Genomic DNA, 24,387 nt, shown 5'->3' with positions numbered 1-24,387 from the left:
GCCGGACGCGGCGCGCCGCCTCCGATGCTACACCTAAGCGGAGCGAACCGCTCCGGTCCCAGCGCGGGCGCCCGACCGGCCCGCACGCAGACCCCGACGCCCCCGGCCCCGGGCACCGCCGCCGTCAGGCGGAGGGCGGGTGCAGGACCAGGTCCGCCGCGGCGCGCGGGGCATGCCGGGCCAGGTAGTCCTCCTCCTGTGCGGCCCAGCGGTCCCAGTGCGGGGCGAAGGTCTCACCGTCCCGGGCCAGCGCCCGCGTGCGCCGCGCGGGGGTCTCGAGCTCGAGCCACACCGCCAGGTCGAGCAGCGGCCGGGCGGCGGTGCTGAGCGCGCCCACGCCCTCGCACACCACGACGTCGGCCGGCGCGGTCCCCCGCGGCGGACCGGGGGCGGCACGGTGCCAGTCCCACGTGGTCCAGGTCGCCGTGCCGCCCTCCCGCAGCGCGCGCACGACGGCCGGGTAGGGGCCGTCGTCGCCCACCGCCGCGGCCAGCCCGTCCCAGCCCCGGTACATGGACTCGATCTCGATCACCTCGACGCGCGCGAACGGTGCGATCCGGGCCGCGAGCGCGGCGGCGAGGACGGTCTTGCCCGACCCCGAGCGGCCGTCCAGGCCGATGAGCGCCGGTCGAGTCACGGGTCCTCCGGGGCGGGGTCCGTCAGTGCGGCGGTGGCCGCCTCGAGCACCCGCACCGCAGCCCGCAGCTCCGCGGCGGAGAACCCCTCGAGGGCGGCGCTCAGCCGCTGGGACATCGGTTCGAACGCGCGCTGTCCGTCGCGGCGGGCCGTGTCCGTGTGCTCCACCAGCACGCGCCGCCGATCGCCCTCGTCCCGGCGGCGGCGGACGTGGCCCGCGGCGGCCAGGCGGTCCACGAGGGCGGTGGCCGAGGCCCGGGTGAGGTGCAGGTGGGCGCCGAGGTCCGAGGCCGTGACGGGCTCACCGGCCGCCGCGCGGGCCATCAGGTACGCGAGGGCTCTGAGGTCCGTGCGGTGCAGGCCGACGCCGCGGCCGGCCTCGTCGACGGCGTGCTCCGCGCTCTCGCTGAAGACGCGCAGCGCGTGGACCACGGCGAGGTGCTCCGCGGGGGCGGAGGGGGGCTGCGTGGTCATGGCCGGGAGTCTAGCCAGCCCCCATGGTTGTTTGATCATCGAACCACCCCCTACGCTCGGGGCATGCCCACCCCGCCCGACCTCTCCGCCTTCCGCACCCCCGCCGCCACGGGGCGTCCCTCCCGGGGGCTGCGGCTGGGCCTGGCCGCGGCGCTGGCCGTGGTCTGGTTCGCCGTGCTCGGCCTGGGCGGCCCCGTGTTCGGCAAGATCGGCGACGTCTCCTCGAACGACCAGGCCACCTTCCTGCCGGCGTCGGCCGAGTCCACCCGCGCGGGGCAGGAGGCGGCGGCCTTCCAGGACGGTGAGGCCGTGCCCGCCGTCGTCATGGGCCCGGCGAGCACAGCGGACCCCGCGGCCGCCTTCCCCGCGCTCGCGGACCTCGCGGGCCGGCTGGGTGAGGTGCCGGGCGTGACCGACGTCGCCGGCCCGATCCCCTCCGACGACGGCGCGGCGGTGCAGTTCCTGGCCTTCGTCGACTCCTCGGCCGGGGCTGAGCGACCCGTGGCCGACGTGGTGGCCGACCTGCGGGAGGTCGTGGCGGACCCGGCGGCCGCCGCCCCCGCCCTCGCCGGGACCGTGGCCGCGGACACCGAGTGGCACGTGGGCGGTCCGGCGGGCCTGGTCGCGGAGCTGGGCGGCGCGTTCGCGGGGATCGACGGGCTGCTGCTGCTCGTGGCGCTCGTGGTGGTGTTCGTGATCCTCGTGGCGGTCTACCGCTCCGTCCTGCTGCCGGTCCTCGTGCTCCTGACGGCCGTGGCCGCGCTCTGCGGCGCGATCGTGGCCGTCTACGGGATGGCCCTGGCGGGCTGGATCCAGCTCAACGGCCAGGCCCAGGGCATCCTCTCGATCCTCGTGATCGGCGCGGCCACGGACTACTGCCTCCTGCTCGTGGCCCGGCACCGCGAGGAGCTGCTGGTCCGCGCGGAGGTCGGGGAGGCGCTGCGGGCCGCCGTGCGCGGGTCCTTCGGCGCGATCACCGCGTCCGCCTCCACCGTGGCCCTCGCCCTGCTGATCCTGATGGCCTCGGACCTCAACTCGACGCGCTCCCTCGGCCCCGTGGCCGCCACGGGTGTGGCCTTCGCGTGGCTCGCCGCCCTGACCCTGCTGCCGGCGCTGCTGCGGCTGACCGGGCGTGCCGCCTTCTGGCCCACGATCCCGTCCCCCGAGCGCGCGCGCCGTCGCACGGAGCGCCGCGCCGCCCGGGGCCGGGCCTTCACCCCGCCGCGCGACGGCGCGGGCCGGCCCATCGCCGGCCTCGAGGAGGACCACGGGGTGTGGACGCGGGTGGGCACCGTTGTCGCGCGCCGGCCCCGCCCCGTCTGGGTCGCCACGACAGTCGGGCTCCTCGCCCTCTGCGGCGGCCTGCTGCAGCTGCGCGCGGACGGCGTCGCCCAGGAGGACGTGCTGCTCGGCGACTCCGACGCCCGGCAGGCCCAGGCCCTGCTGAGCGAGCACTTCGACGCCGGCGCGGGCGCCCCCGCCCAGATCCTCGCCCCGGCCGGGGACGCGGAGGCGGTGCTCGCCGCCGTCGCGGAGGACCCCGGCGTGGCCGAGGCCGAGGTCACCGCGGACGCCCCCGAGGCCGCCGCGGGCCCACCCCCGGGCGTGACCGACGCGGAGGGCGGGGCGGGTGCCGCGTCGGCGCCGGAGCCGCAGCCCCGCGTGGTGGACGGCCGCGTGCTGGTCTCGGCCACTCTGGCGGACCCGGGCGAGTCCCTCGCCGCGCAGCAGACCGTGGCCCGCCTGCGCGACCGGCTCGCGGACCTCCCGACCTCGGGCGAGATCCTCGTGGGCGGCCCGGCGGCCCAGGCGCTGGACACGAACGTCACCACGCAGCGCGACCTGCGGGTCGTCATCCCGCTGATCCTCGCGATGCTGCTGGTCATCCTCGCGGTGCTGCTGCGCTCGCTCCTGGCACCCGTGCTGCTCGTGGCGGCCACCGTGGTCAGCTTCGGTGCGGCCCTGGGCGTCTCGGCCCTCGTGTTCCGGCACGTGTTCGGCTTCGAGGACGCCGACCCCACCGTGCCGCTGTACGGCTTCGTCTTCCTCGTGGCGCTCGGGATCGACTACACGATCTTCCTGATGACCCGGGCGCGGGAGGAGACCCCGCGGCACGGCACGCGGGCGGGCGTGCTGCGCGCCCTCACCGTCACGGGCGGGGTCATCACCTCGGCCGGCGTCGTGCTGGCGGCCACCTTCGCCGCGCTCGCGGTGATCCCGCTGATGTTCATGGTGCAGTTGGCGTTCATCGTGGCCTTCGGCGTGCTGCTGGACACGCTGATCGTGCGCTCCCTGCTGATCCCGGCGCTCGTGCGGGACATCGGCCCGAAGGTGTGGTGGCCGGCGAAGGTCGACTGAACCGCGCAGGAGGGAGGGGCCCGACCGTCAGTGCGGTCGGGCCCCTCCGGTGCACGGGCGCCTCAGGGGCGCGCGGTCACTTCTTCTTGGCCTTCTTCGCGTCCGACTTCTTCGTGCGCCCGGCCTTCGGGGCGGGCGCGGACTGGGCGCCCTTCACGCGGCCCGCGGCGGCGGCCTCGGTGGTGGTGCCTGCGCTGCTCAGCCGGCCGTCGTCGGTGGTCAGGAACGAGCGCATGAACCACTGGAACAGCTCGAGCTGGGCCACCTGGTCGATGAGGATGTCCTGCGTGACCGGGTCGAGGTCCTCGGTGGCGTCGATCGCGGCGCGGTGGTCCGTCACGACGCCGTCGTAGACGAGGTCCAGGGCGGCCAGGTGCTCCAGGGTCGACGCGCGGCCCAGCGTGTAGTCGTCCCACGTGCGGGCGGCCACGAGCGCGCCCGGGGTGCCCGCGGGGGAGACGCCCAGGGTGGCGATGCGCTCCGCGACGACGTCGACCATGCCGCGGACCAGCTCGATCTGGGGGTCGAGCATCTCGTGCACGCCGATGAAGCCGGGGCCCACCACGTTCCAGTGGGCGTGCTTCAGGGTGAGCTGCAGGTCGTTGAGGGCGTGCAGGCGGCCCTGGAGGATCTCGGCGGTGCGGCGGCCCGTGCTCAGGGACAGGCCCGGGACGGTGTACTCGGCGGCGTTCTTCTCGGCCATGGTGGCGCTCCTTCTCCGTCGGGACGGGCGCGCCGTCGGCGACGCCCCGTGATCCGCCATCCAACCGCGCGAGACCCCCGCGCTTCCAGGGCCGGGCGCCTGCACCGGAACGGAGCGCAGACGAATCCGGGGCCTCGGGAATGGATCGTGGACGGCCCGCGTTGACCCTCGCAGAAGCAGAAGTGAGTGAAGTCGACTCAGGTTCACTTGACAGTCCACCGCCCCGGTGGCAACCTGAGTCATGAAGGCTCAAGTCCCTGCGGCGCCGGTGCCCCGGCCCGCCGGTCCGGCCCCCGCTTCACCGTCAGACAGGAAGGACCCCATCATGTCCCGTGCAGTCGGCATCGACCTCGGCACCACCAACTCCGTCGTCGCCGCCCTCGAGGGTGGCGACCCGGTCGTCATCGCGAACGCCGAGGGCGCCCGCACCACCCCGTCCGTCGTCGCGTTCTCCAAGGGCGGGGACGTCCTGGTCGGCGAGGTCGCCAAGCGCCAGGCCGTCAACAACCCCGAGCGCACCTTCGCGTCCGTCAAGCGCCACATGGGCACCGACTGGACCGCCGAGGTGGACGGCAAGAAGTACACCCCGCAGGAGATCTCGGCCCGCACGCTGATGAAGCTCAAGCACGACGCCGAGGAGTACCTGGGTGAGAAGGTCACCGACGCGGTGATCACCGTGCCCGCCTACTTCAACGACGCCGAGCGCCAGGCCACCAAGGAGGCCGGCGAGATCGCGGGCCTGAACGTCACCCGTATCATCAACGAGCCCACCGCGGCCGCCCTGGCCTACGGCCTGGAGAAGGGCAAGGAGGACGAGCTCATCCTGGTCTTCGACCTGGGCGGCGGCACCTTCGACGTGTCCCTGCTCGAGGTCGCCAAGGACGAGGACGACTTCGCCACCATCCAGGTGCGCGCCACCGCCGGCGACAACCGCCTCGGCGGCGACGACTGGGACCAGCGGATCGTGGACTGGCTGCTCCAGCAGGCCAAGTCCAAGGGCGCGGACCTGTCCAAGGACAAGATCGCCCTGCAGCGTCTGAAGGAGGCAGCGGAGCAGGCCAAGAAGGAGCTCTCCTCGGCCACCTCCACCAACATCTCGCTGCAGTACCTGTCCGTGACCCCCGAGGGCCCGGTGCACCTGGACGAGCACCTCTCCCGCGCCAAGTTCCAGGACCTCACCAAGGACCTGCTCGAGCGCACCCGCAAGCCGTTCGAGGACGTCATCAAGGAGGCCGGCGTCAAGGTCTCCGACATCGACCACGTGATCCTCGTCGGCGGCTCCACCCGCATGCCCGCCGTCTCCGACCTGGTGAAGGAGCTGACCGGCGGCAAGGAGCCCAACAAGGGCGTGAACCCGGACGAGGTCGTCGCCATCGGCGCCGCGGTGCAGGCCGGCGTGCTCGCCGGCGAGCGCAAGGACGTGCTCCTGATCGACGTGACCCCGCTGTCGCTGGGCATCGAGACCAAGGGCGGCGTGATGGCCAAGCTCATCGAGCGCAACACGGCCATCCCGACCAAGCGCTCCGAGACGTTCACCACGGCCGAGGACAACCAGCCCTCCGTGTCCATCCAGGTCTTCCAGGGCGAGCGCGAGTTCACCCGGGACAACAAGGCGCTGGGCACCTTCGAGCTGACCGGCATCGCCCCGGCCCCGCGCGGCATGCCCCAGATCGAGGTCACCTTCGACATCGACGCGAACGGCATCGTGCACGTCTCCGCGAAGGACAAGGGCACCGGCACCGAGCAGTCGATGACCATCACGGGCGGCTCCTCGCTGTCCAAGGAGGACATCGACCGCATGGTCAAGGACGCCGAGGCCCACGCGGACGAGGACAGGAAGCGCCGCGAGGCCGCCGACCGCCGCAACCAGGCGGAGCAGTCCGCGTACTCCGTGGACAAGCTCCTGCAGGACAACGCGGACAAGCTGCCCGAGGACGTCAAGACCGAGGTGCAGGCCGACGTCGACGCCCTGAAGGCCGCCCTGGAGAAGCAGGACAACGACGACGAGGTCGCCGCCGCGTTCGAGAAGCTCCAGGCCTCCCAGGTCAAGATCGGCGAGGCCCTCTACGCCCAGCAGGGCGCGGAGTCGGCCGACGCCGGCGCCGAGTCCGCCGCCCCGCAGGGCGACGACGAGGACATCGTCGACGCCGAGGTGGTCGACGAGGACGACGAGAAGAAGGCCTGACACCCCGGGGCCGGGGCGGGCGTCCACGCCCGCCCCGTCCCGAGACCCACGACGCCGGCGGGCCGGCCCGGCAGCGCCCCTGCCGGGCCGGCCCGCCGGCCTTCCCGCACCACCCCCCGCGCGGCGGACCCGCCGCGCCCACCCAGCTTCGAAAGGACACACCATGAGCGCCGACCAGCAGCGTCCGCACGGCTCCTCCGACGCCGAGCGTGGCTCCGAGGAGGAGCCCATCGTGTTCAACGACCGTCGCCGCATCGACCCCGAGACCGGTGAGCCCCGGGTCTCGGCGGAGAGCGCGGCAGAGCAGGCCGAGGACGGCGACGCCCTCGCCCAGGCCGAGCGCATCCTCGACGAGGCCGGCGCGCAGGCCGGGACCGAGGCGCCGCAGCCCGAGGCCTCGGACCGCGAGGCCGAGCTCGAGGCCGACCTGCGCCGGCTGCAGGCCGAGTATGTGAACTACAAGCGCCGCGTGGACCGCGACCGCGACCTGGCCAGAGACGCCGGCGTGCTCAAGGCCGTCACCGCGCTGCTGCCGGTGCTCGACGACATCGACGCCGCCCGCGCCGCCGGCGACCTGACGGACGGTCCGTTCGCCGCCATCGCGACCAAGCTCGACACCGCCCTGGCCGGCCTGGGCCTCGAGCGCCATGACCAGGAGGCGCTGGCCGGCGTCGAGTTCGACCCGGCCGTGCACGAGGCCGTGATGCGCCAGCCGCACGCGGAGGTGCCCGCGGACCACGTGGTCCAGGTCTTCCGCAACGGCTACGTCCGGGACGGCCGCGTGCTGCGCGCCGCCCAGGTGATGGTCTCCGCCGGAGACGAGTGACCCCGTCGGCCGGCGGCCCACCCCGCCGCCGGCCGACCCCCCTGACCGATGCACACGAGAGGAGGCACCATGGCCTCGCAGGATTGGATGGACAAGGACTTCTACGCGACCCTGGGGGTGTCCAAGGACGCCTCCGACGCGGACGTGAAGAAGGCCTACCGCAAGCTCGCCCGCATGTACCACCCGGACCAGAACCCCGGGGACGAGGCGGCCGAGAAGAAGTTCAAGGAGATCTCGGAGGCGTACGCCGTCCTGAGCGACCCCCAGGAGCGGCAGGAATACGACGCGATCCGCGCGATGGGCGGCGGGGCCCGGTTCTCCGCCCCGGGCGGTGCCGGCGGCGGAGGCTTCGAGGACGTCTTCGGCGGCATGTTCGGCGGCGGGGGCGGCCCCCGCGCCACGCAGTCCGAGCCCGACCTGTCCGACCTGTTCAGCGGGATGTTCAGTGGCGCCGCCGGCCAGCCCGGCGGCTTCGGCCCCGGCGGCTTCGGCGACGCCGGCTACGCACGGCCGCGCCCCACGAAGGGCGCGGACCGCACCGCCACCACCACGATCTCCTTCCGCGGCTCGATTCAGGGCACCACGGTGTCCCTGCGCGGCCCGGACGGCGAGACGATCGAGGTGAAGATCCCGAAGGGCATCCGCGACGGCCAGAAGGTCCGTGCCCGCGGCAAGGGCTCGCCCGGCCCGGCCGGCCGCGGCGACCTGCTGGTCACCGTGCACGTGCGCGAGCACGAGTTCTTCCGCCGGGACGGGGACGACCTGCGGATCACCGTGCCGATCACCTTCCCCGAGGCCGCCCTCGGCGCCACGATCGAGGTGCCGACGCTGGAGCGCCCCGTGAAGGTGAAGGTGCCGGCGGGCTCCCAGTGTGGCCGCGTGCTGCGCCTGAAGGGCCGCGGTGTCGAGCGCGGGAAGACGACGGGTGACCTGCTCGTGGAGCTGCGCGTCACCGTGCCCACCACGCTCAACGACGACGCCCGCGCCGCCGTCGAGGCCCTGCAGTCCGCCACTGCCGGCGACGATCCGCGGCGGGAGCTGGCCCGGAAGGCAGCCTGGTGAGCGCCCGCGACGGCGCCGCCCGTGCGGACCGGGGCCGCGAGGGGGGTCCCGACCGGCACGCCCCGGTCTTCGTGATCTCCGTGGCCGCCGAGATGGCGGACATGCATCCGCAGACCCTGCGCCAGTACGACCGGCTCGGCCTCGTGGTCCCCGCCCGCCAGGACGGACGGCACCGCCGCTACTCCCTCGCCGACGTCGAGCGGCTGCAGACCGTGCAGACCCTGAGCCGTGAAGGCATCTCGCTGGAGGGCATCCGCCGCGTGATCGCGCTGCAGCGCGAGGTCGAGCAGCTGCAGGACACCGTGGTCGAGCTGGCTGCCCAGGTGGACCGCCTCCACCACGCCTCCCGCCTGGCCCGCGTCTTCACCGTGGGCTCCGGCGGTGACGTCTCGGCCCGCTACGCCGACCGGATGGCCGTCCGCCGTCACGCCGCGGCACGGGCCGGGGCGGACACCGCGGGCGAGGCCTGCCCGAGCGGCCTGCGGAGGCTGCCCTCCGGCGTCGCAGGCCTCCGACGGGTGCCCACGTGGCAGTCCGAGCAGGACTGAGCCGGGCGTCGTTCGGGGCAGCCGCGCGGTCCCGCGTGCAGGAGCGGCTGCGCGCCGACATGGCCCGGCGCGACGGCCTCGGCCGGCAGGCCCGGAGCGCCCTGGACGGGATCGTCCACGCCCTCAAGCCGGAGGGCATGGACCCGCACCTGCCCGCCCGGCATCTGCTGGACTACGTCCTCGAGGGCCCGGACGGGCCGCGCGCGGTGGTCGCCGCGGGGGACCCCGCGACCGCCACCCACCTGACCTGGCTCGTCTCCGGCATGGGCATCCGCCCCCAGACGGCCTTGTGGGGGACGGCCCGGGAGGCCGCCCACCTCGCCGCCGCCCAGCGCGCCGCCGGCGCACCCCGCCCCGTCGTCATCGGGTGGCTCGGCTACCCCGCACCCACGCCCTGGCGGGTGGTGCTCGACGGCCCCGGCCGGCGCGGCGGCGCGATGCTCGCCGCGGATGTGCGGGCCTGGTGGGAGTTCCTGCGCCACGGGCCGGGGGAGGACGACGATGTCGCCCCGGCCCTGCGCGCCCGCGGGACCGCCGTGCACGGGGCCGTGGAGGCCCACTCGTACGGCTCGCTCGTGGCCGCGCACGCCCTGCGCCTGCTCGCGGACCGGGGCCTGCAGCCCGACGACGCGGAGGCCCCGTGGCCGGCCGAGCGTCCCGTCGAGGCCCTCGTGGTCTCGGGCACGGTCGGCCTGCCCGCCGCCCTGGCGGCCCGTTCCGCGCACCTCGGCCTGCGGTCCGGGCGGACGTTCCGCGCCCTGGCCCCGGGCGATCTCCTCGCCCGGGTCGGCCGCGCGGTCGGCCGTCGTCGGGACTGGACGGACGCCGCCGTGCTGCCGGTGGCCCCGCGGCCCGGCCTGGCGGGGGCCGCCGTCCGCGGCCACCGCACGGCCCGCTGGTCGCCGACGGCCCCCGAGGACGCCCCGAGGGGCTACCGGGACGCCGGGTCCGTGACGCTCGCGGCGACCGCGCGGGTGACCGCCGGCCTGCCGCTGTCGCCCGTTCCGGACGGCGCCGACCCGGCCGGGCCGGTCGCCCCGGCCTGAGCGACCCCGTCGGGCCCCGTGCTCAGCGGCGGCGGTACGCCAGGTCGAACACGAGCCGCCCGGCCCGCTGGGACTTCGCCTCGAAGCTCGTGATCGGTCGGCCCTCGAACCGGGGCGCCCAGCCGCCGTCGTGGTCCACGGGGTCCGCGGCCGCCGCGCCGGCCCGCGCCTCGCCCAGGCCGGCGCGCAGGGGGCGCTCCTCCTCGGCCGCGCTCTCCCATCCCGCGGGCAGCGGCTGGGCACCCACCTCGGTCTCCCTGCCCTCGCGGCGCACCCGCGTGAGCGGAGAGTCCTCGCCCGCGGCGCGCCCGGGGAAGAGGTTCTCGAACTCCGGGTGCGCCTCGAGCACCTCGCGCATCTGCACGGCGTAGCCCGACCAGTCCGTCGCCAGCCGCAGCACCCCGCCGGGGGTGAGCACCCGCGCCACGCGGTCCGCGAAGGCGGGGGAGACCAGGCGGCGCTTGTGGTGCCGCTTCTTGTGCCACGGGTCCGGGAAGAACACCCACACCTCGGAGACGGAGCCGGGCGTGAGCAGGGCGTCCAGCAGCTCGGGGGCGTTGGCCTCCACGGCGCGGACGTTCTCCAGGCCCTGCTGCTCCACGCGCGTCATGAGCGCGGCCAGGCCGGGCACGTAGACCTCGACGGCGAGCACGTTCCAGTCCGGCCGGTCGGCGGCGGCCTGCGCCGTTGACTCGCCCAGCCCGGAGCCGATGTCGACCAGCAGGGGGGCCTCGCGCCCGAACACCCCCGCCCAGTCCAGTCGGGCCTGGCCGTCCACCGAGGTGGCGCCGCGGCCGCGAGGCACGTCCACGAGGACCCGCTCCGCCTGGCGGTCCCACACGGCCTGCCGCCCCGCGTTCAGGCGCGCACCACGTCGGACGAAGGAGACCGGCTCCCGTCGGACGAGGGCGGGGTCCTTGTCCCGATTGTGGTCGTGCGCGTGGACGCGCTCGGCGGGCGGCGGCACGGCGTCGGGGCCGGGTGCGTCCGGGCAGGGGCGGGGCAGGTGCTCAGTCATCGCCCCGATCCTGCCACGGCCGCGCGTCGACGGTGCAGACCGCGGCCGACGACGGCGCCCGGCGCCGGGGTCAGGGGGTGCTGCTGGAGCGGTCCCCCGACGTGGGCGACGCGGACGCGGAGGCCGTGGTGGCGGTCGGCTCGGGTGCGGACTCGGTCGGGTCCGGCGCAGGGTCCGTGGCCGGCGCGCTCGTGGACGGACCGGACGCGCTCGTGGACGGACCGGACGGGCTCGGGGACGTCGGGGTCGGGGACGTCGGGGTCGGCGTCGCGGAGGTCGGCGTCGGGTCGGGGGTGCTCGGCGTCGGACTGCCGGATCCCGTGCCCGACGGCGAGGACGAGGTGGGGGGAGACGACGGGGAGGACGGCGTGGCCGAGCGGGTGGGCGCGGGGGCCGAGGAGGACGGGGCCGTGCTGCTCGGCACCGGGGTGGTCACGCTGGGCGTCGGGGCCGCCGTGTCGGCGGGCGCGGACGGGGGCGGCACGGGTGCGCCGGTGGCCTCCTCCGTCCACGAGGACGTCTCGGGCTCCGGCTCGGGGGCGGGCTCCGGCTGCTGCTCCTCGGGGGTCGGGGTGGAGCGGTCCGGCAGACGCAGGTCGGCGGGGGCGGAGGCGGCGTCCGCGGCGACGTGGCCCAGGTCGGACAGCCAGGCGGTCGCCGTGTCCCGAGGGATCCGCACCGTCAGCACGCCCGCGGCGGCCGGCGCCATGGACGCCTGGTCCGCCTCGAGCATCAGGCTGCCGTCCGGCAGGAAGACCACCGCGTCCCAGACGCGACGGTTCTCCACCTGCTCCGGGGCGTCGACCGCCGAGTCCAGGCGCGAGCCGATCACGTCCGGGTCGTTGGCCATGCGCTGGCGCACCTCGGCGCGGAACGCGTCCCAGCCGTCGGGGGTGAAGAGATCGGCGGTCTCGAGCACGCGGTCCTCGCGGGCCGAGTACCAGATCACGTGCGAGGTGGACACGGAGTCCGTGCCGCGCCGCTCCGTGGCGAGCAGGCGGGCCGCGGCGATGTCCTCGGCCACGACGGCGAGCTGCGGCTGGATCTCCAGGCGCGGGTCCGCGCTCGGGTCGGTGTCCCGGCGGTACTGGTCGATCTGGTCGCGCACGGCCCCGGCCATGGCGTCCGTCCAGGCCGGCGCCCCGGACACCTGCAGCCACGCCCCGTGGTGGTCCGGGTCCTCGCCCTCGAGCACGGCGACGCTCGCCTCCGGCACCCGCTCGAGGTCGTGTGAGGGGACCTCGACCGTGAACGGGGCCATGTCCATGGACGGCAGGGCGGAGGCCGCCGTCGTGGCGGGCGCAGGCTCGGGCTGCGGCTCGGTGCGAGCACAGGCGCTCAGCGCCACCAGGGCGACGGCGGCCAGGCCGAGGGCCGCGCGGCCACGGCGGGGGGAGGGCAGGACGGGGTGCATGCGATTCACTTCCGGTGGTCGGAGGACTCCAGGATGGCCTCGACGCGGGCGGCCATCTCATCCGCGGTCGGCGGGCGCCAGTCCGGGTCGTTCCGGCGGCGGGCGTCACGGCGCAGGCGCAGGACCACCCAGATCGCGAGGAAGGCCAGGATCAGGACCAGGACGATGTTGGAGAAGACGTCCGCGTACTCGGAGACGACGTGGAACCGCTCCCCGAGCGCGTAGCCGCCGTAGACGAAGATCGCGTTCCAGATCAGGGAGCCCAGCGCCGTGAACAGGGTGAACTTCGCGAGGTTCATCCGCTCGATGCCCGCGGGGATGGAGATCAGGGAGCGGAACACGGGGACCATGCGGCCCAGGAACACGGTCCAGTAGCCGTATCGGATGAACCAGCGCTCGGTCTTGGCCACGTCCTCCATGTCCACCAGCGGCATGCGGTCCGCGAGGCGGTACATGCGGTGGCGGCCGAGCCACGCGCCGAGGCCGTAGAGGGCCAGCGCTCCGACGATCGAGCCGACCGTCGCCCAGACCAGCGCGGCATGCGGGCTGAAGGCGCCGCCGGCCGCGGTGAAGCCTGCCAGGGGCAGGATCACCTCGGACGGGATGGGCGGGAAGATGTTCTCCGCGAAGACGGCCAGGCCGACGCCGATCGGGCCGACCGCCTCCATGATGTCCACGACGATGTTGCCGAGCCAGCCGTAGTCGGTGGGCGCGGCGGCGGCCACGGTCAGGGGTGCGACGAGGGGGAGCATGCGCCCCATTGTCCATCATCGACCGCCTCCGCGACGTGGTGGAGGCGCCGACGTCGTCCGCTCTGCGCGCACAGCCGCGCCTCCGGGCGGGCGGGAGCGGGCTGCCGTTGGTACTGTCGGAGGTGCAGACCGCTCACCGACCGTTCGCGCCACACCCCACTCCACGTGCGTGCCGCGGGCCCTACTGGAAGGAAGACTCCATGAGCATCGTCCAGATTCCGCTGCGCCTGGCCTCCGGCGCGTTCATCCTGAACTCCGGCCTGAACAAGCGCGGCATCTCCGCGGAGCAGGCCCAGGGCCTGCGCGACATGAGCGCCCGCGGCCTGCCCGCGCTGGCCAACCTGTCACCGGAGCAGTTCAAGAAGTTCCTCGTGACCACCGAGATCGGCGTGGGCTCGGCCCTGCTGGCCCCGTTCGTCCCGGGCTGGCTCGCCGGCTCCGCCCTGACCGCGTTCTCCGGCGGCCTGTTCTCCATGTACCTGAACACCCCGGAGATGACCGAGGCGGACGGCGTGCGCCCGTCCCAGGAGGGCACCGCCGTCGCCAAGGACATCTTCCTGGTCGGCTCCGGCCTGGCCATCGCCGCCGACTCCGTGGCCAACCGCCCCGGCAAGCGCCGCAAGGCCGCCAAGAAGCGCGCCGCCCGCATCGAGGGCGCCCGCGACGCCAAGGTGCAGGCCATCCGCGACGCCCAGGACGAGAAGGTCGCCGCGATCCACGCCGCCCGTGAGGAGCAGGTCGCCGCGCTGCGCGAGGCCCGTGACGAGCTGAAGAAGCTGCGCAAGAAGGCCTGACGCCCCCGCCGCATGCCTGAGGGGCCCCGCCCGGACCACGGTCCAGGCGGGGCCCCTCACGCATGCGCCCGCCCACCGGGGCACGGCGGGCGGGCAGGCTCAGAGATCGATCTCGGTGGGGTGCAGCAGGCGGCGCAGGAAGTCCTGGGTGCGCGGCTGCTGGGGATCGGAGATCACCGCGGCGGCCGGGCCGGCCTCCACCACGACGCCGCCGTCCATGAACACGACCCGGTCGGCCACCTCGCGGGCGAAGCCCATCTCATGGGTGACCACGAGCATGGTCATGCCGTCGCGGGCCAGCTGACGCATGATCGCCAGGACGTCGCCGACGGTCTCGGGGTCGAGGGCCGAGGTGGGCTCGTCGAAGAGCATCAGCTGCGGGTCCATGGCCAGCGCACGGGCGATCGCCACGCGCTGCTGCTGACCGCCGGAGAGCTGGTCCGGGTAGCGGTCCTCGAGCTCGGCCAGGCCCACGCGGGCCAGCTGCCGACGGGCGACGTCCACCGCCTCGGCCTTGCCCCGCTTGAGCACCTTGAGCTGGGCCACGGTGCAGTTCTCCAGCACGGACAGGTGCGGGAACAGGTTGAACTGCTGGAACACCATGCCCACGTGCCGGCGCAGCACGTCCAGGTCCACGTCCTCGTCCGTGACCGTGAACTCACCGACCGTGACGACGCCCGAGTCGGGCTTCTCCAGCAGGTTCACGCAGCGCAGGAGGGTGGACTTGCCCGAGCCGGACGGGCCGATCAGGCACACGACCTCGCCGGGGGCGACGTCGAGGTCGATGCCGCGCAGCACGTGGTTGGCGCCGAAGGACTTGTTGAGGCCGGCCACGTGCACGCCGGCGGCGTCCGCGGCGGCCACCGCGCCGAAGGATCCGGTGATGGGGTTCTGCTGGGCCATCTCAGTGCCCCTTCTTGGTCGAACGGGCCTCGAACCGGCGGGCCAACAGGGACAGCGGCACGGTGATCACGAGGTAGAACAGGCCGGCCACAAGGATCGGCGTCATGCCGGCGTCGAGGGCGGAGATGCCGTCGCGACCGAACTTGGTGAGCTCGTACTCGTGCGCGGCCAGGCCGAGCACGTAGACCAGCGAGGAGTCCTTGGTCAGGAGGATGACCTCATTGGTGAGCGGCGGCAGCACGATGCGGAACGCCTGGGGGATCACGATGGTGACCATGGCCCGCCACGTCGGCATGCCGAGGGACCGGGCCGCCTCCATCTGGCCGCGGGGCACCGCCTGCAGGCCGGCACGCAGGGTCTCGGCGATGTACGCGGCCGAGACCATGCCCAGGGCCACCATCACGACGACGGGGATCGGCCAGGACACCCCGAACGCGAAGGGCACCCCGTAGCCGAAGGCGAGGAACACCAGCAGCGCGGGGACGCCGCGGAAGAACTCCACGTAGGCGGTGGCCAGCCACCGGTACGGGCCGAACGAGCTCAGGCGCATGAGCGCGAGCACGATGCCGCCCAGCAGGCCGACGACGAACGAGGTGACCGTGTAGAACAGCGTGTTGCCCAGCCCCACGAGGATCACGTTGGGGAACATCGGGGCCACGGCGGGGAAGTTCAGGACGTTCTCGGCGAGCGCGCCCCAGTCGATGAGGACGGCCAGGACGACGAGGGCGAGGACGAAGACGGCCGCCTGGATGATCAGGGACAGCCGACGACGGCGGCGCGCGCGGCCGGGCTTCATGGCCGGTGCCGGCGAGACGGGGGCCTGCGTGCTCATCGGTAGTCCTCCTGTGCCTGACCGAACCAGCGCTCCTGGAGCTCGGCCACGGTGCCGTCGTTGCGCAGCTCCTGCAGCGCGCGGTTCACGGCGGAGCCGAGCTGCGCCTTCTGCGGGCCGACCGCCATGCCGAGCTGCTCGCCCGTGGGCAGCGACTCGACCACCTCGAAGCGATCGTCGTCCTTGAGGGAGTAGAGCAACACGGACTGGTTGCCCAGGGCGGCGTCCACGGTGCCGGCCTGCAGGGCCTGGACCTGCATGCCGCCGTCCTCGAACTGCACGGGGCTCAGGCCGTTCTGCTGGGCGTATTCGTCGCCGGTGGTCGCGGCCTGCACGCCGATCCGGCGGCCCTTCGCGGACTCGACGTCGGTGATGCCGGAGCCCTTCTTCGCGACCAGGACGAGGTCGTCGTCGAGGTACGGGAGGGTGAAGGCCATGACGCGCTGGCGGGCCTCGGTGATGGAGATCGACGAGGCGTTCACGTCGCAGCCGGTGAGCGAGGCACCCGACTCGATGGCCTCGAAGGAGGAGTCGATCACGTTCACCCCGAGGCCCAGCTTCTCCGCCACCGCCTCGACCAGCTGGATGTCGTAGCCGGTCAGCTCACCCTTCTCCTCGAACTCGAAGGGCGGGTAGGGGATGTCGGAGCAGACCGTCAGGACGCCGGGCTGGACGAGGCCGTACGAGGTGCTCAGGTCGTCGTCGGACACGATGCCGGCGGATCCGGCGTCGCCGCCGAGGACGGCGCAGCCGGTGAGCAGCGCCGCCGACGCGGTGAGCCCCACGGCGCCGAGGAGGCGGGAGTGGATGCGGGTCATGGAGTGCCTTCTGTGCCGCCGTCGGGAGGACGGGCGTGCGGGTCGGAGGGAGCCGGCAGAGTGACGTGTGCCGCCGTGATTGGTGGTCATCGTAGTGCGTCGGGCGCCGTCGCGGGCGCCGGGAGACGACTCGTCCCCGCGGACCGAGCCGATCGACCGGTGGCCCTGCCGCGGCCCGCCTCGGCAGAGGAAGACTGGCCTTGCGCTGTGGGGATTGTCAGACTGGTCACATCGTCGTCACCCGGTCTGAGAGGTCTCTCATGCTCCGCACCGCCGGCCCCGCTCGCACCGCCGCCCCCCTGTCCCTGCTCGCCGTGGGCGCCCTCGCGCTCGTCGGCTGCGGTGGGGGAGGCGGCGAGGCCTCGTCCTCCTCGGCCGACGCGTCCGAGTCCGCCCCGGCGGGGGCCGGCTCGGACCTCACGGACGAGCAGGAGGAGCGCGTGGAGGCGCTCGAGGACGTCCTGCTCACCCCGGAGACCGCGCCCGGCGGCGTGTTCACGGGCATGGAGACCCAGGCCGGCGGCGGCGGCGAGCCGATCAGCACCAGCCTGAGCCTGACGGGCGTCACCCCCACGGGCGCCTGCGCGGACCTCATCGAGCAGATCAACACGCAGCAGGCGCCCGGGCTCGGCGGTGCGCTGGCCCAGTACGAGGTGGACCCGGCCGCCGTCACCGGCCTGGCCGGTTCCCAGGCCGGGGCGTTCGGCATGGTCGCGGTCACCGACGACGGCACCGATCTGCTGGCGCCCTTCGGCAAGCTGGCCGACACGTGCGGCACGTTCGGCGACCCGGACGGCGTCGAGGCGGCCTTCACGAAGGTGCCCGGCGTGCCGGACGCGGTCCACATCGCCCTGGGCAACTCGGGCATGGACACGGCCATGTTCACCATGACCGTCGGCGGCGTCACGGACGGGGACGAGCTCGTGTACCTCGGCATGGTGGGCCTCGACGAGGAGATCGCGGCCGAGACGCTGCGTGCCCAGGTCGAGGCGTTTGAGGCCCGGGAGCGCTGACCTCTCAGTCGTCGGGCCGGGACGTCGGCTCGAGGCGGGCGCCGTCGTCGGACACCGGGTCCGCGTGGAACGGGCTGCCCGAGCTGACGTCCTCCGGGTCCCGCCGCCCCGACTCCACCGCGAGGAGGCGCCCCTCCTCGGAGAGCAGGGGTGTGGCGTCGATCGTCAGGTCCTCGCCGGCGCGCACGGCGTCGGCCACGAGCCGGGCCAGGCGGCGGTTGCGGGCCTCGTGCCGCTCGGAGGCCTCGAGCACCGCGGTGTGCCGCGTCGCCAGCTGGATCTCGACGGAGGCGTCGATGCCGACGGCCAGCTGGCGGGCACGCAGCACCTCCGCGTCGAAGGCCGCCCCGGCCAACAGCACGATGCACGCCACCCACGCGAGGGCGAGCACGCCGATCGCGGAGTTGATCCGCCCGACCACGGCGAACTGGCCGAACCGGTCCGTGATCCAGCCCAGGGCCACGGTCGCGCCGAAGAGCAGCACCACCACGGCCACGGCGCCGAGCGAGAGCGGGCGGTAGCGGGGCTGCCGGACGTTGGGCCCCAGGCGGTAGGCGAGGGTCACGATCAGGGCGATCACCACGAGGATGACCGGCCACTTCACCACGTTCCACGTCTGGACCGTCTCCTCCGGCAGGCCGACGGCCTGGCCGAGGCGCTGGGAGAGGTCCCCGCCGACGACCACCAGGATCGTGATCAGCACGGCGCCGAGCATGAGGGCGAGCGTCTCGATGAAGACCACGAGGCGGAAGTGGAGGAAGGGCCGGCCCTCGCGGGTGTCGTGGATGCGGTGCATGGCCCGGTGGAACGCGCCGACGGCGCCCGAGGCGGACACCACGGTGCCGACGGCCCCCAGGACGACGGCGCCGGTGCCGGGCCCGGCCGAGCCGAGGGTCAGGATCCACTCGCGGACGACGTCGGGCGTCAGCGACGGCCAGATCTCGGCGGCCAGGTGGGCCGCGGCGTCCACGGTCTCCTCCTCGACGCCCAGCAGCGAGACCACGGAGAGCAGGGCGATGACGGTGGGCAGCAGGGACAGCGCCCCGAAGAAGGTCATGGCGGCGGCCACGTCCCAGACCTGCAGCTCGAAGAGCCGGTGCAGGGTGCGGCGCAGGACGTACAGCAGGGACACCCGCGGTCGGGTGTACGTGCGGAGGCGCCGGGGCGCTGCTGTGGAGCCGGCCATGGCACCAACGTACCGGCGCGCGGGGGAATAGCCCTGGCACGAGGGGGGTTGAGCTACATAGACTCAACTTTGTCTCGGCGGTGGGAACGGCCCGCCGTCGACGGTTGTCCGACACCCCCGGGACACGGGGGAGAGAAGGAGCGAGGCGCACATGGATGCCAAGTTCACCACCAAGAGCCAGGAGGCGCTCTCGGCCGCGGCCATGAACGCCTCCACCGCCGGCAACCCCCAGATCGAGCCGGCCCACCTGCTGAAGGCCCTGATGGACCAGCGGGAGTCCGTCGCCGTGGCCGTCCTCAAGGCCGCCGGGGCCGACCCCGACGCCGTCTCCACGGCGGCCTCCTCGGCCATCCGGCGCCTGCCCTCCACCCAGGGCAGCACGGTGGCCCAGGCGCAGCTCTCGCGCGCCGCCCTGCAGGTCGTGCAGAACGCGCGCACCCAGGCCGAGCAGCGCTCGGACCAGTTCGTCTCCACCGAGCACCTGCTGCTCGGCGTGGCCGCGGATCCGGGCGATGCCGGTGAGGCACTGCGCTCGAACGGGGCGAGCCTCGAGGCGCTCGCCGCCGCCCTGACCCAGGTGCGCGGCGACTCGCGCGTCACCACCCAGGACCCGGAGAACACCTTCCAGTCCCTGGAGAAGTACGGCACGGACCTCACCGAGGTCGCCCGCTCCGGCAAGCTCGACCCGGTGATCGGCCGCGACGCCGAGATCCGCCGCGTGGTGCAGGTGCTCTCGCGCCGCACCAAGAACAACCCCGTGCTCATCGGCGAGCCCGGCGTCGGCAAGACCGCCGTCGTCGAGGGCCTGGCCCAGCGGATGGTGGCCGGGGACGTCCCCGAGTCCCTGCGCGGCAAGACGCTGATCAGCCTGGACCTGGGCGCCATGGTCGCCGGCGCCAAGTACCGCGGCGAGTTCGAGGAGCGCCTGAAGGCCGTGCTCGAGGAGATCAAGGCCGCCGAGGGTCAGGTCGTCACGTTCATCGACGAGATCCACACCGTCGTGGGCGCGGGCGCGTCCGAGGGCGCCATGGACGCGGGCAACATGCTCAAGCCCATGCTGGCCCGCGGCGAGCTGCGCCTGATCGGCGCGACCACCCTGGACGAGTACCGCGAGAACATCGAGAAGGACCCCGCCCTGGAGCGCCGCTTCCAGCAGGTCTACGTGGGCGAGCCCAGCGTGGACGACACGATCGCCATCCTGCGCGGGCTCAAGGAGCGCTACGAGGCCCACCACAAGGTGGCCATCGCCGACTCCGCGCTCGTGGCCGCGGCCACGCTGTCCCACCGGTACATCACCGGCCGCCAGCTGCCCGACAAGGCCATCGACCTCGTGGACGAGGCCGCCTCGCGCCTGCGCATGGAGATCGACTCCGCCCCGGAGGAGATCGACGTCCTGCGCCGCCAGGTGGACCGCCTGACCATGGAGGAGCTCGCCCTCGAGGGCGAGACGGACCCGGCATCCGTCGAGCGGCTCGAGGCCCTGCGCGCCGAGAAGGCGGACCGCGAGGAGGAGCTCACCGCCCTCACCGCCCGCTGGGACGCGGAGAAGGCCACCCTCAACGAGGCCGGTGACCTGCGCGCCAAGGTGGACGAGCTGCGCTCGCTGGCCGAGAAGGCCCAGCGCGACGGCGACCTCGCCGAGGCCTCCCGCCTGCTGTACGGCGAGATCCCCGCGCTGGAGAAGCAGCTCGAGGAGGCGGACCGCGCCGCCCGTGAGGCCGACCGCTCGACCACCGAGCCGATGGTTTCCGAGGAGGTCACGGCGGACGACATCGCCGAGGTGGTCTCCGCGTGGACCGGCATCCCCGCCGGCCGCATGCTCACCGCCGAGTCCGAGAAGCTGCTCACCATGGAGGAGCACCTCGGCGAGCGGCTGATCGGGCAGCGGGACGCCGTCGTCGCCGTCGCGGACGCGGTGCGCCGCTCGCGGGCCGGCATCGCGGACCCGAACCGGCCCACCGGCTCGTTCCTGTTCCTGGGCCCCACGGGCGTGGGCAAGACCGAGCTCGCCAAGGCGCTCGCGGAGTTCCTCTTCGACGACGAGCGCGCCATGGTGCGGATCGACATGTCCGAGTACGCGGAGAAGCACTCGGTCTCCCGCCTGGTCGGCGCCCCTCCGGGCTACGTCGGCTACGACGAGGGCGGCCAGCTCACGGAGGCCGTGCGGCGTCGCCCGTACTCGGTGGTGCTGCTGGACGAGGTGGAGAAGGCCCACCCCGAGGTCTTCGACATCCTGCTCCAGGTGCTCGACGACGGCCGCCTCACCGACGGCCAGGGCCGCACCGTGGACTTCCGCAACGTGATCCTGATCCTCACCTCGAACCTGGGCTCGCAGTTCCTCGTGGACCCGACCCTGGACGAGGCCGCCAAGCGCGAGTCCGTGATGTCCGTGGTGCGCGGGGCGTTCAAGCCCGAGTTCCTCAACCGCCTGGACGAGATCGTGCAGTTCGACGCGCTCACCGTGGCCGAGCTGACGCGGATCGTGGACCTGCAGGTCGAGTCCCTGCAGGCGCGCCTGACGGACCGCCGCCTCACCCTCGAGGTGTCCGACGCCGCCAAGGCGTGGCTCGCCGCGACCGGGTTCGACCCGGCCTACGGCGCCCGGCCCCTGCGCCGCCTGGTGCAGCGCGAGATCGGCGACCGCCTGGCCCGCGGCATCCTCGCCGGGGAGATCGCGGACGGGGACACCGTGGTCGTGGACCGTGTCGAGGGCGAGAACGGCCTCACCGTGACCCGGAAGGGCTGACGCCGGGACCGACGGACCGTGTTCCTCCTCCCTCTGGCGCGTCGGGGGCGGTTTCGGGTGGTATCCGGCCTGGATACCACCCGAAACCGCCCCCGACGGCGTCTGCGGGTCGGACGGAGCCGCGCGGGTCAGCGGGTGCCGAGGGCGTCGGCGTCCTGCTGGAGGGTGCCGATCAGGTTCGCCACCGCGCGGGCCGTGTGGGTCAGCGTGGTGATGGAGACGTTGTCGATGTCGTCCTGGGGCGTGTGGTAGTTGTCGTCGCGGATCGAGAGCAGGCCCGTCGAGGCGATGCCCGCGTCCACGAACGGCGCGTAGTCCGAGCGGCCGTTGCTGCCCTCGGGCTGGTGCGTGTGGCCGTCGCGGTCGAGCTGCGCGCCGAGCAGGGACTCAGCACCGATCGACCAGTCGGCCGTGAGCACGCCGAGCGTGTTCTGGTGGTCCAGCGGGGCCACCATGTCCAGGTTGGTGTAGAGGATGATGTCCTCGCGCTCCGCGGCGGTCAGGGTGTCCACGTAGTGGTGCGAGCCCAGCAGGCCGATCTCCTCGGCACCCCACAGGGCGAAGCGGACCTTGCTCTCGGCCTTGTTGGCCTTGGCGGCCTGGCGCGCGACCTCGAGGGTCGCCGCGACGCCCGAGGCGTTGTCGTGGATGCCCGGGCCCTCCGGCACGCCATCCAGGTGGGCGCCGAGCATCACGACGTCGTCGTCGCTGCCCGTGCGCGTCTCCGCCAGCACGTTCCAGGTGGGCCGCTGCTCCACGAGCTGCTCGAGGTCCAGGGTGACGGTCGCGCCGCCGGCGCGGGTCTGGGCCAGCAGGTCGGCGCCCAGCTCGCGGGTCACGCCCACGGTCCCGACGACGTCGCCCGGCGCGGCGCCCAGGGTGCCGTTCAGCGCGCCCTCGGCGTTGTTGTAGATGATGACGGCCTCGGCGCCCGAGGCGGCCGCGACCTGGGACTTCTGGGCGAAGGTGCAGTCGCCCCGGGAGACCAGGGCGACGCTGCCGGTCAGGTCCGCGCCGGCCCAGTCCGCGTCGGCGCAGCCGGTGGCGGCGCCGGCGGGGGCGGCGAGCGGGGCGTCGGTGACCTGCGCCGACGGCGAGGACGTGAAGACGGTGTGCTCGAGGTCGCGCTGGACGGGTCCGGTTTGCTGAAGCCGGTCCCGCAGGGTCTCGGTGTAGGTGATCTCGAACTCCTGGAGCTCGACGTCGTAGCCGGCCTCCTCGAGCTCGCCCACGGCGTAGTCGAGCGAGGCCTGGAAGCCCGGCGTGCCCGCGGCGCGGTTGCCGTGCTCGTCCGCGATGGCCGCGAACGCCTCGATGTCCTGGCGGAGGTGGTCCGAGGAGATGGATCGGACCAGCTTCTCCGGTGAGTTCGGGTTGCCGCCGGCACGGTTCTGGCCGGGGCCCAGGCCCCGGTCGGCGGTCTGCGCGGTGGCGGCGCTGGCCTTCGCCGGGGCGGCCGGGGCGGCCGGGGCGGCGAGTGAGACGGGGGCGGCGGTCAGCGTGGCGGCCAGGGTGGCGGCGGCCAGCAGGGTGGGGGTGCGGCGCATGGGCATCCTCATCGTCGGAGTGGGTGTGACGTACGCAACCTAGCCGGTCGTCCAGCGTCCGTACAGGGTGTGTGTCACGCCCGTCCAGCCGGATGCCGCCCGTGTCGCGGCCGCCCGCGCCGCGCCCGGCGCCACTGCACGCCCCGCCGGACCGGGCCGGTCGTCGTCGTCCACAGGCCGTCCGGCGGGTCATGTATCCTTGTCCGCACGAACCATATTGACCAGTGAAGACCTCGGCGGGCCCCTGTGCGCCACAGATCCGAGGCGGCGAGAGATGCGAAGGGGGTCACGCTCATGGGGCGCGGCCGTCAGAAGGCGAAGGCCACGAAGCAGGCACGGGAGATGAAGTACTTCTCTCCCGGAACAGACCTCTCGGCACTGGAGCGAGAGCTCACGGGCGGACGCACGCGCGGCCCGGAGCAGGACCAGGAGCCCGAGTACGAGGATCCGTACGCGGACCTCTACGCGGAGGACGAGGACGACGACGCGCGGGCGCGATGACGCCCGCACGGCATCCGGCCCTGGACGGGTATCAGGCCGCCCTGCGGTCGATCGCCAGGGTGGTGGATGAGACAGCACCGCTGCAGGACCCCGAGACGGCGTCTCGGGGTCTGCTGCGTCTGATGGAGGAGTCCCGCCCGCTCGTGATCACCGGGGCCGGCGTGTCCACGGACTCCGGCATCCCGGACTACCGGGGGCCAAACGGGTCCCTGCACCGCCACCGGCCGATGACGTACCAGGAGTTCCGGGACGACCCGGCCGCCCGCCACCGCTACTGGGCGCGCTCGTTCGTGGGCTGGCGCCGCATGGACCAGGCCCGCCCGAACGAGGCGCACCGCATCCTCGCGCGCTGGGCGGCCGAGGGGCGGATCGCCGGCGTCCTGACCCAGAACGTGGACGGGCTGCACGCCGAGGCCGGACGCGCGGCGGGGATGCCGGAGGACCGGCTGATCGAGCTCCACGGGGACCTGGCGCGCGTGGCCTGCCTGAACTGTGGGGCCACCGAGTCCCGCCGTGACCTGGACCTGCGGCTCGAGGCCGCCAATCCGGGTTACCTCGAGCGCGTGGCGATCGACCCGGACGCCGTGAACCCCGACGGGGACGTCTCCCTCGACCAGCACTGGGTGGAGGAGTTCACGATGGTCGGTTGCCGGGTCTGCGGCTCCGTGAAGCTCAAGCCGGACGTCGTGTACTTCGGTGAGTCCGTGCCCGCGGCGCGGCGCGCGGCCGCGGAGGCGATGGCCGACGACGGCGGCACGGTGCTCGCCGTCGGCACCTCGCTGGCCGTGATGAGCGGCTACCGGTTCGTGCTGCGGGCCGAGCGGGCCGGGCATGAGACGGGGCTGATCAACCTCGGCCCCACCCGCGCCGACGCCAAGGCCCGCTGGCGCTGGCGCGCCCCGGTCGCCGACGCGCTGGCCTGGCTCGACGCCCGCCTCTGACCCCCACCCACGTTTTCGTGCGGGAAACGGCGGACGCCGGGGCGTTTTCGTGCGGGAAACGGCGGGCGCCGGGGGTGTGGACAC

At 74.0% G+C, this 24,387-nt stretch carries 22 protein-coding genes; 11 read left to right on the top strand and 11 right to left on the bottom strand.

Annotated elements, in window-relative coordinates; genetic code table 11:
• Positions 1-124: 124 nt before the first annotated feature.
• On the bottom strand, positions 125-637 hold the full coding sequence (locus AC3RJ9_RS08885; RefSeq protein WP_123244408.1) for a nucleoside/nucleotide kinase family protein: 513 nt from the start codon (positions 635-637) through the stop codon (positions 125-127).
• A complete protein-coding gene (locus tag AC3RJ9_RS08880; RefSeq protein ID WP_123244407.1) occupies positions 634-1,110 on the bottom strand; it encodes a MarR family winged helix-turn-helix transcriptional regulator in 477 nt (158 codons plus the stop codon). The genes AC3RJ9_RS08885 and AC3RJ9_RS08880 overlap by 4 nt, the downstream gene beginning before the upstream one ends.
• 63 nt (positions 1,111-1,173) lie before the next feature.
• Here AC3RJ9_RS08880 and AC3RJ9_RS08875 point away from each other — a divergent pair, with 63 nt between their 5' ends.
• Complete coding sequence (locus AC3RJ9_RS08875) at positions 1,174-3,468, top strand: MMPL family transporter (RefSeq protein ID WP_123244406.1); 2,295 nt, start codon at positions 1,174-1,176, stop codon at positions 3,466-3,468.
• A 76-nt stretch (positions 3,469-3,544) separates the two neighbouring features.
• On the opposite strand, the gene AC3RJ9_RS08870 is transcribed toward AC3RJ9_RS08875, so the two are convergent.
• On the bottom strand, positions 3,545-4,171 hold the full coding sequence (locus tag AC3RJ9_RS08870) for a Dps family protein (protein WP_044658848.1): 627 nt from the start codon (positions 4,169-4,171) through the stop codon (positions 3,545-3,547).
• Between the two features lie 325 nt (positions 4,172-4,496).
• Here AC3RJ9_RS08870 and dnaK point away from each other — a divergent pair, with 325 nt between their 5' ends.
• The 5 genes from dnaK to AC3RJ9_RS08845 all read left to right on the top strand — a co-directional run bounded on the left by dnaK (position 4,497) and on the right by AC3RJ9_RS08845 (position 9,838).
• Positions 4,497-6,356, top strand: a complete 1,860-nt coding sequence (gene dnaK / locus AC3RJ9_RS08865; protein ID WP_123244405.1) for a molecular chaperone DnaK — start codon at positions 4,497-4,499, stop codon at positions 6,354-6,356.
• A 163-nt stretch (positions 6,357-6,519) separates the two neighbouring features.
• Positions 6,520-7,182, top strand: a complete 663-nt coding sequence (locus AC3RJ9_RS08860; RefSeq protein WP_078026124.1) for a nucleotide exchange factor GrpE — start codon at positions 6,520-6,522, stop codon at positions 7,180-7,182.
• 69 nt (positions 7,183-7,251) lie between these two features.
• Positions 7,252-8,244 carry a DnaJ C-terminal domain-containing protein gene (locus AC3RJ9_RS08855; RefSeq protein WP_078026125.1) on the top strand — a complete coding sequence of 331 codons (993 nt, stop codon included), beginning with the start codon at positions 7,252-7,254 and terminating at the stop codon, positions 8,242-8,244.
• Positions 8,241-8,792, top strand: coding sequence for a heat shock protein transcriptional repressor HspR (locus AC3RJ9_RS08850; RefSeq protein WP_020626477.1), 552 nt, complete (start codon positions 8,241-8,243; stop codon positions 8,790-8,792). The genes AC3RJ9_RS08855 and AC3RJ9_RS08850 overlap by 4 nt, the downstream gene beginning before the upstream one ends.
• Positions 8,771-9,838 carry an alpha/beta hydrolase gene (locus AC3RJ9_RS08845; protein WP_230259732.1) on the top strand — a complete coding sequence of 356 codons (1,068 nt, stop codon included), beginning with the start codon at positions 8,771-8,773 and terminating at the stop codon, positions 9,836-9,838. The genes AC3RJ9_RS08850 and AC3RJ9_RS08845 overlap by 22 nt, the downstream gene beginning before the upstream one ends.
• A gap of 22 nt (positions 9,839-9,860) precedes the next feature.
• Here AC3RJ9_RS08845 and trmB read toward each other — a convergent pair whose 3' ends face one another.
• The 3 genes from trmB to AC3RJ9_RS08830 form a co-directional block, all read right to left on the bottom strand.
• Entirely contained in the window at positions 9,861-10,856 is a 996-nt protein-coding gene (trmB, locus tag AC3RJ9_RS08840) for a tRNA (guanosine(46)-N7)-methyltransferase TrmB (RefSeq protein WP_020626479.1), read from the bottom strand.
• Positions 10,857-10,926: 70 nt separating this feature from the next.
• On the bottom strand, positions 10,927-12,270 hold the full coding sequence (locus AC3RJ9_RS08835; protein ID WP_043280891.1) for a hypothetical protein: 1,344 nt from the start codon (positions 12,268-12,270) through the stop codon (positions 10,927-10,929).
• A gap of 5 nt (positions 12,271-12,275) precedes the next feature.
• Entirely contained in the window at positions 12,276-13,022 is a 747-nt protein-coding gene (locus AC3RJ9_RS08830; protein WP_036382290.1) for a DedA family protein, read from the bottom strand.
• Between the two features lie 200 nt (positions 13,023-13,222).
• Here AC3RJ9_RS08830 and AC3RJ9_RS08825 point away from each other — a divergent pair, with 200 nt between their 5' ends.
• Complete coding sequence (locus AC3RJ9_RS08825; protein ID WP_020626481.1) at positions 13,223-13,816, top strand: hypothetical protein; 594 nt, start codon at positions 13,223-13,225, stop codon at positions 13,814-13,816.
• A 99-nt stretch (positions 13,817-13,915) separates the two neighbouring features.
• Here AC3RJ9_RS08825 and AC3RJ9_RS08820 read toward each other — a convergent pair whose 3' ends face one another.
• From AC3RJ9_RS08820 to AC3RJ9_RS08810, 3 genes are read right to left on the bottom strand one after another with little or no spacing between them, the layout of a single operon-like run.
• Positions 13,916-14,719: an amino acid ABC transporter ATP-binding protein gene (locus AC3RJ9_RS08820; protein WP_060974021.1), complete on the bottom strand. Its 804-nt coding sequence runs from the start codon at positions 14,717-14,719 to the stop codon at positions 13,916-13,918.
• A gap of 1 nt (position 14,720) precedes the next feature.
• Positions 14,721-15,551 carry an amino acid ABC transporter permease gene (locus AC3RJ9_RS08815; RefSeq protein ID WP_020626482.1) on the bottom strand — a complete coding sequence of 277 codons (831 nt, stop codon included), beginning with the start codon at positions 15,549-15,551 and terminating at the stop codon, positions 14,721-14,723.
• Entirely contained in the window at positions 15,548-16,369 is an 822-nt protein-coding gene (locus tag AC3RJ9_RS08810; protein ID WP_060974022.1) for an ABC transporter substrate-binding protein, read from the bottom strand. Before AC3RJ9_RS08810 ends, AC3RJ9_RS08815 begins: the two co-directional genes overlap by 4 nt.
• 260 nt (positions 16,370-16,629) lie before the next feature.
• On the opposite strand from AC3RJ9_RS08810, the gene AC3RJ9_RS08805 reads away from it, so the two are divergent.
• Positions 16,630-17,382, top strand: coding sequence for a hypothetical protein (locus AC3RJ9_RS08805; protein WP_230956238.1), 753 nt, complete (start codon positions 16,630-16,632; stop codon positions 17,380-17,382).
• Between the two features lie 4 nt (positions 17,383-17,386).
• Here AC3RJ9_RS08805 and AC3RJ9_RS08800 read toward each other — a convergent pair whose 3' ends face one another.
• Entirely contained in the window at positions 17,387-18,568 is a 1,182-nt protein-coding gene (locus tag AC3RJ9_RS08800) for a YihY/virulence factor BrkB family protein (protein ID WP_060974023.1), read from the bottom strand.
• A gap of 151 nt (positions 18,569-18,719) precedes the next feature.
• On the opposite strand from AC3RJ9_RS08800, the gene clpB reads away from it, so the two are divergent.
• The gene (clpB, locus tag AC3RJ9_RS08795) at positions 18,720-21,314 is read left to right on the top strand and encodes an ATP-dependent chaperone ClpB (RefSeq protein ID WP_123244351.1); all 2,595 of its coding nucleotides are present in this window, start codon (positions 18,720-18,722) and stop codon (positions 21,312-21,314) included.
• A gap of 128 nt (positions 21,315-21,442) precedes the next feature.
• On the opposite strand, the gene AC3RJ9_RS08790 is transcribed toward clpB, so the two are convergent.
• Positions 21,443-22,861 (bottom strand): M20/M25/M40 family metallo-hydrolase, encoded by a 1,419-nt coding sequence (locus AC3RJ9_RS08790; RefSeq protein WP_230278063.1) that lies wholly within the window; start codon positions 22,859-22,861, stop codon positions 21,443-21,445.
• Positions 22,862-23,155: 294 nt separating this feature from the next.
• Between AC3RJ9_RS08790 and AC3RJ9_RS08785 the strand changes: the two genes are divergently transcribed.
• On the top strand, positions 23,156-23,362 hold the full coding sequence (locus tag AC3RJ9_RS08785) for a DUF3073 domain-containing protein (RefSeq protein WP_036314242.1): 207 nt from the start codon (positions 23,156-23,158) through the stop codon (positions 23,360-23,362).
• Entirely contained in the window at positions 23,359-24,303 is a 945-nt protein-coding gene (locus AC3RJ9_RS08780; RefSeq protein WP_061867644.1) for a Sir2 family NAD-dependent protein deacetylase, read from the top strand. The genes AC3RJ9_RS08785 and AC3RJ9_RS08780 overlap by 4 nt, the downstream gene beginning before the upstream one ends.
• Positions 24,304-24,387 lie beyond the last annotated feature (84 nt).

The organism is Micrococcus sp. 63XJN7_6_ISO-PGPR-S23-444, assembly GCF_058072765.1.
The sequence above is the reverse complement of the archived record's forward strand: the minus strand, read 5'-3'. Positions and strand labels throughout refer to the sequence as shown.

Excerpts from the sequence above, each read along its gene's own strand:
- AC3RJ9_RS08870 (WP_044658848.1), bottom strand. The coding sequence starts at position 4,171 with ATGGCCGAGAAGAACGCCGCCGAGTACACCGTCCCGGGCCTGTCCCTG.
- AC3RJ9_RS08825 (WP_020626481.1), top strand. The coding sequence starts at position 13,223 with ATGAGCATCGTCCAGATTCCGCTGCGCCTGGCCTCCGGCGCGTTCATC.
- clpB (WP_123244351.1), top strand. The coding sequence starts at position 18,720 with ATGGATGCCAAGTTCACCACCAAGAGCCAGGAGGCGCTCTCGGCCGCG.
- dnaK (WP_123244405.1), top strand. The coding sequence starts at position 4,497 with ATGTCCCGTGCAGTCGGCATCGACCTCGGCACCACCAACTCCGTCGTC.
- AC3RJ9_RS08780 (WP_061867644.1), top strand. The coding sequence starts at position 23,359 with ATGACGCCCGCACGGCATCCGGCCCTGGACGGGTATCAGGCCGCCCTG.
- AC3RJ9_RS08800 (WP_060974023.1), bottom strand. The coding sequence starts at position 18,568 with ATGGCCGGCTCCACAGCAGCGCCCCGGCGCCTCCGCACGTACACCCGA.
- AC3RJ9_RS08815 (WP_020626482.1), bottom strand. The coding sequence starts at position 15,551 with ATGAGCACGCAGGCCCCCGTCTCGCCGGCACCGGCCATGAAGCCCGGC.
- trmB (WP_020626479.1), bottom strand. The coding sequence starts at position 10,856 with ATGACTGAGCACCTGCCCCGCCCCTGCCCGGACGCACCCGGCCCCGAC.
- AC3RJ9_RS08875 (WP_123244406.1), top strand. The coding sequence starts at position 1,174 with ATGCCCACCCCGCCCGACCTCTCCGCCTTCCGCACCCCCGCCGCCACG.
- AC3RJ9_RS08855 (WP_078026125.1), top strand. The coding sequence starts at position 7,252 with ATGGCCTCGCAGGATTGGATGGACAAGGACTTCTACGCGACCCTGGGG.
- AC3RJ9_RS08810 (WP_060974022.1), bottom strand. The coding sequence starts at position 16,369 with ATGACCCGCATCCACTCCCGCCTCCTCGGCGCCGTGGGGCTCACCGCG.
- AC3RJ9_RS08880 (WP_123244407.1), bottom strand. The coding sequence starts at position 1,110 with ATGACCACGCAGCCCCCCTCCGCCCCCGCGGAGCACCTCGCCGTGGTC.
- AC3RJ9_RS08805 (WP_230956238.1), top strand. The coding sequence starts at position 16,630 with ATGCTCCGCACCGCCGGCCCCGCTCGCACCGCCGCCCCCCTGTCCCTG.
- AC3RJ9_RS08835 (WP_043280891.1), bottom strand. The coding sequence starts at position 12,270 with ATGCACCCCGTCCTGCCCTCCCCCCGCCGTGGCCGCGCGGCCCTCGGC.
- AC3RJ9_RS08790 (WP_230278063.1), bottom strand. The coding sequence starts at position 22,861 with ATGCGCCGCACCCCCACCCTGCTGGCCGCCGCCACCCTGGCCGCCACG.
- AC3RJ9_RS08860 (WP_078026124.1), top strand. The coding sequence starts at position 6,520 with ATGAGCGCCGACCAGCAGCGTCCGCACGGCTCCTCCGACGCCGAGCGT.
- AC3RJ9_RS08785 (WP_036314242.1), top strand. The coding sequence starts at position 23,156 with ATGGGGCGCGGCCGTCAGAAGGCGAAGGCCACGAAGCAGGCACGGGAG.
- AC3RJ9_RS08820 (WP_060974021.1), bottom strand. The coding sequence starts at position 14,719 with ATGGCCCAGCAGAACCCCATCACCGGATCCTTCGGCGCGGTGGCCGCC.
- AC3RJ9_RS08830 (WP_036382290.1), bottom strand. The coding sequence starts at position 13,022 with ATGCTCCCCCTCGTCGCACCCCTGACCGTGGCCGCCGCCGCGCCCACC.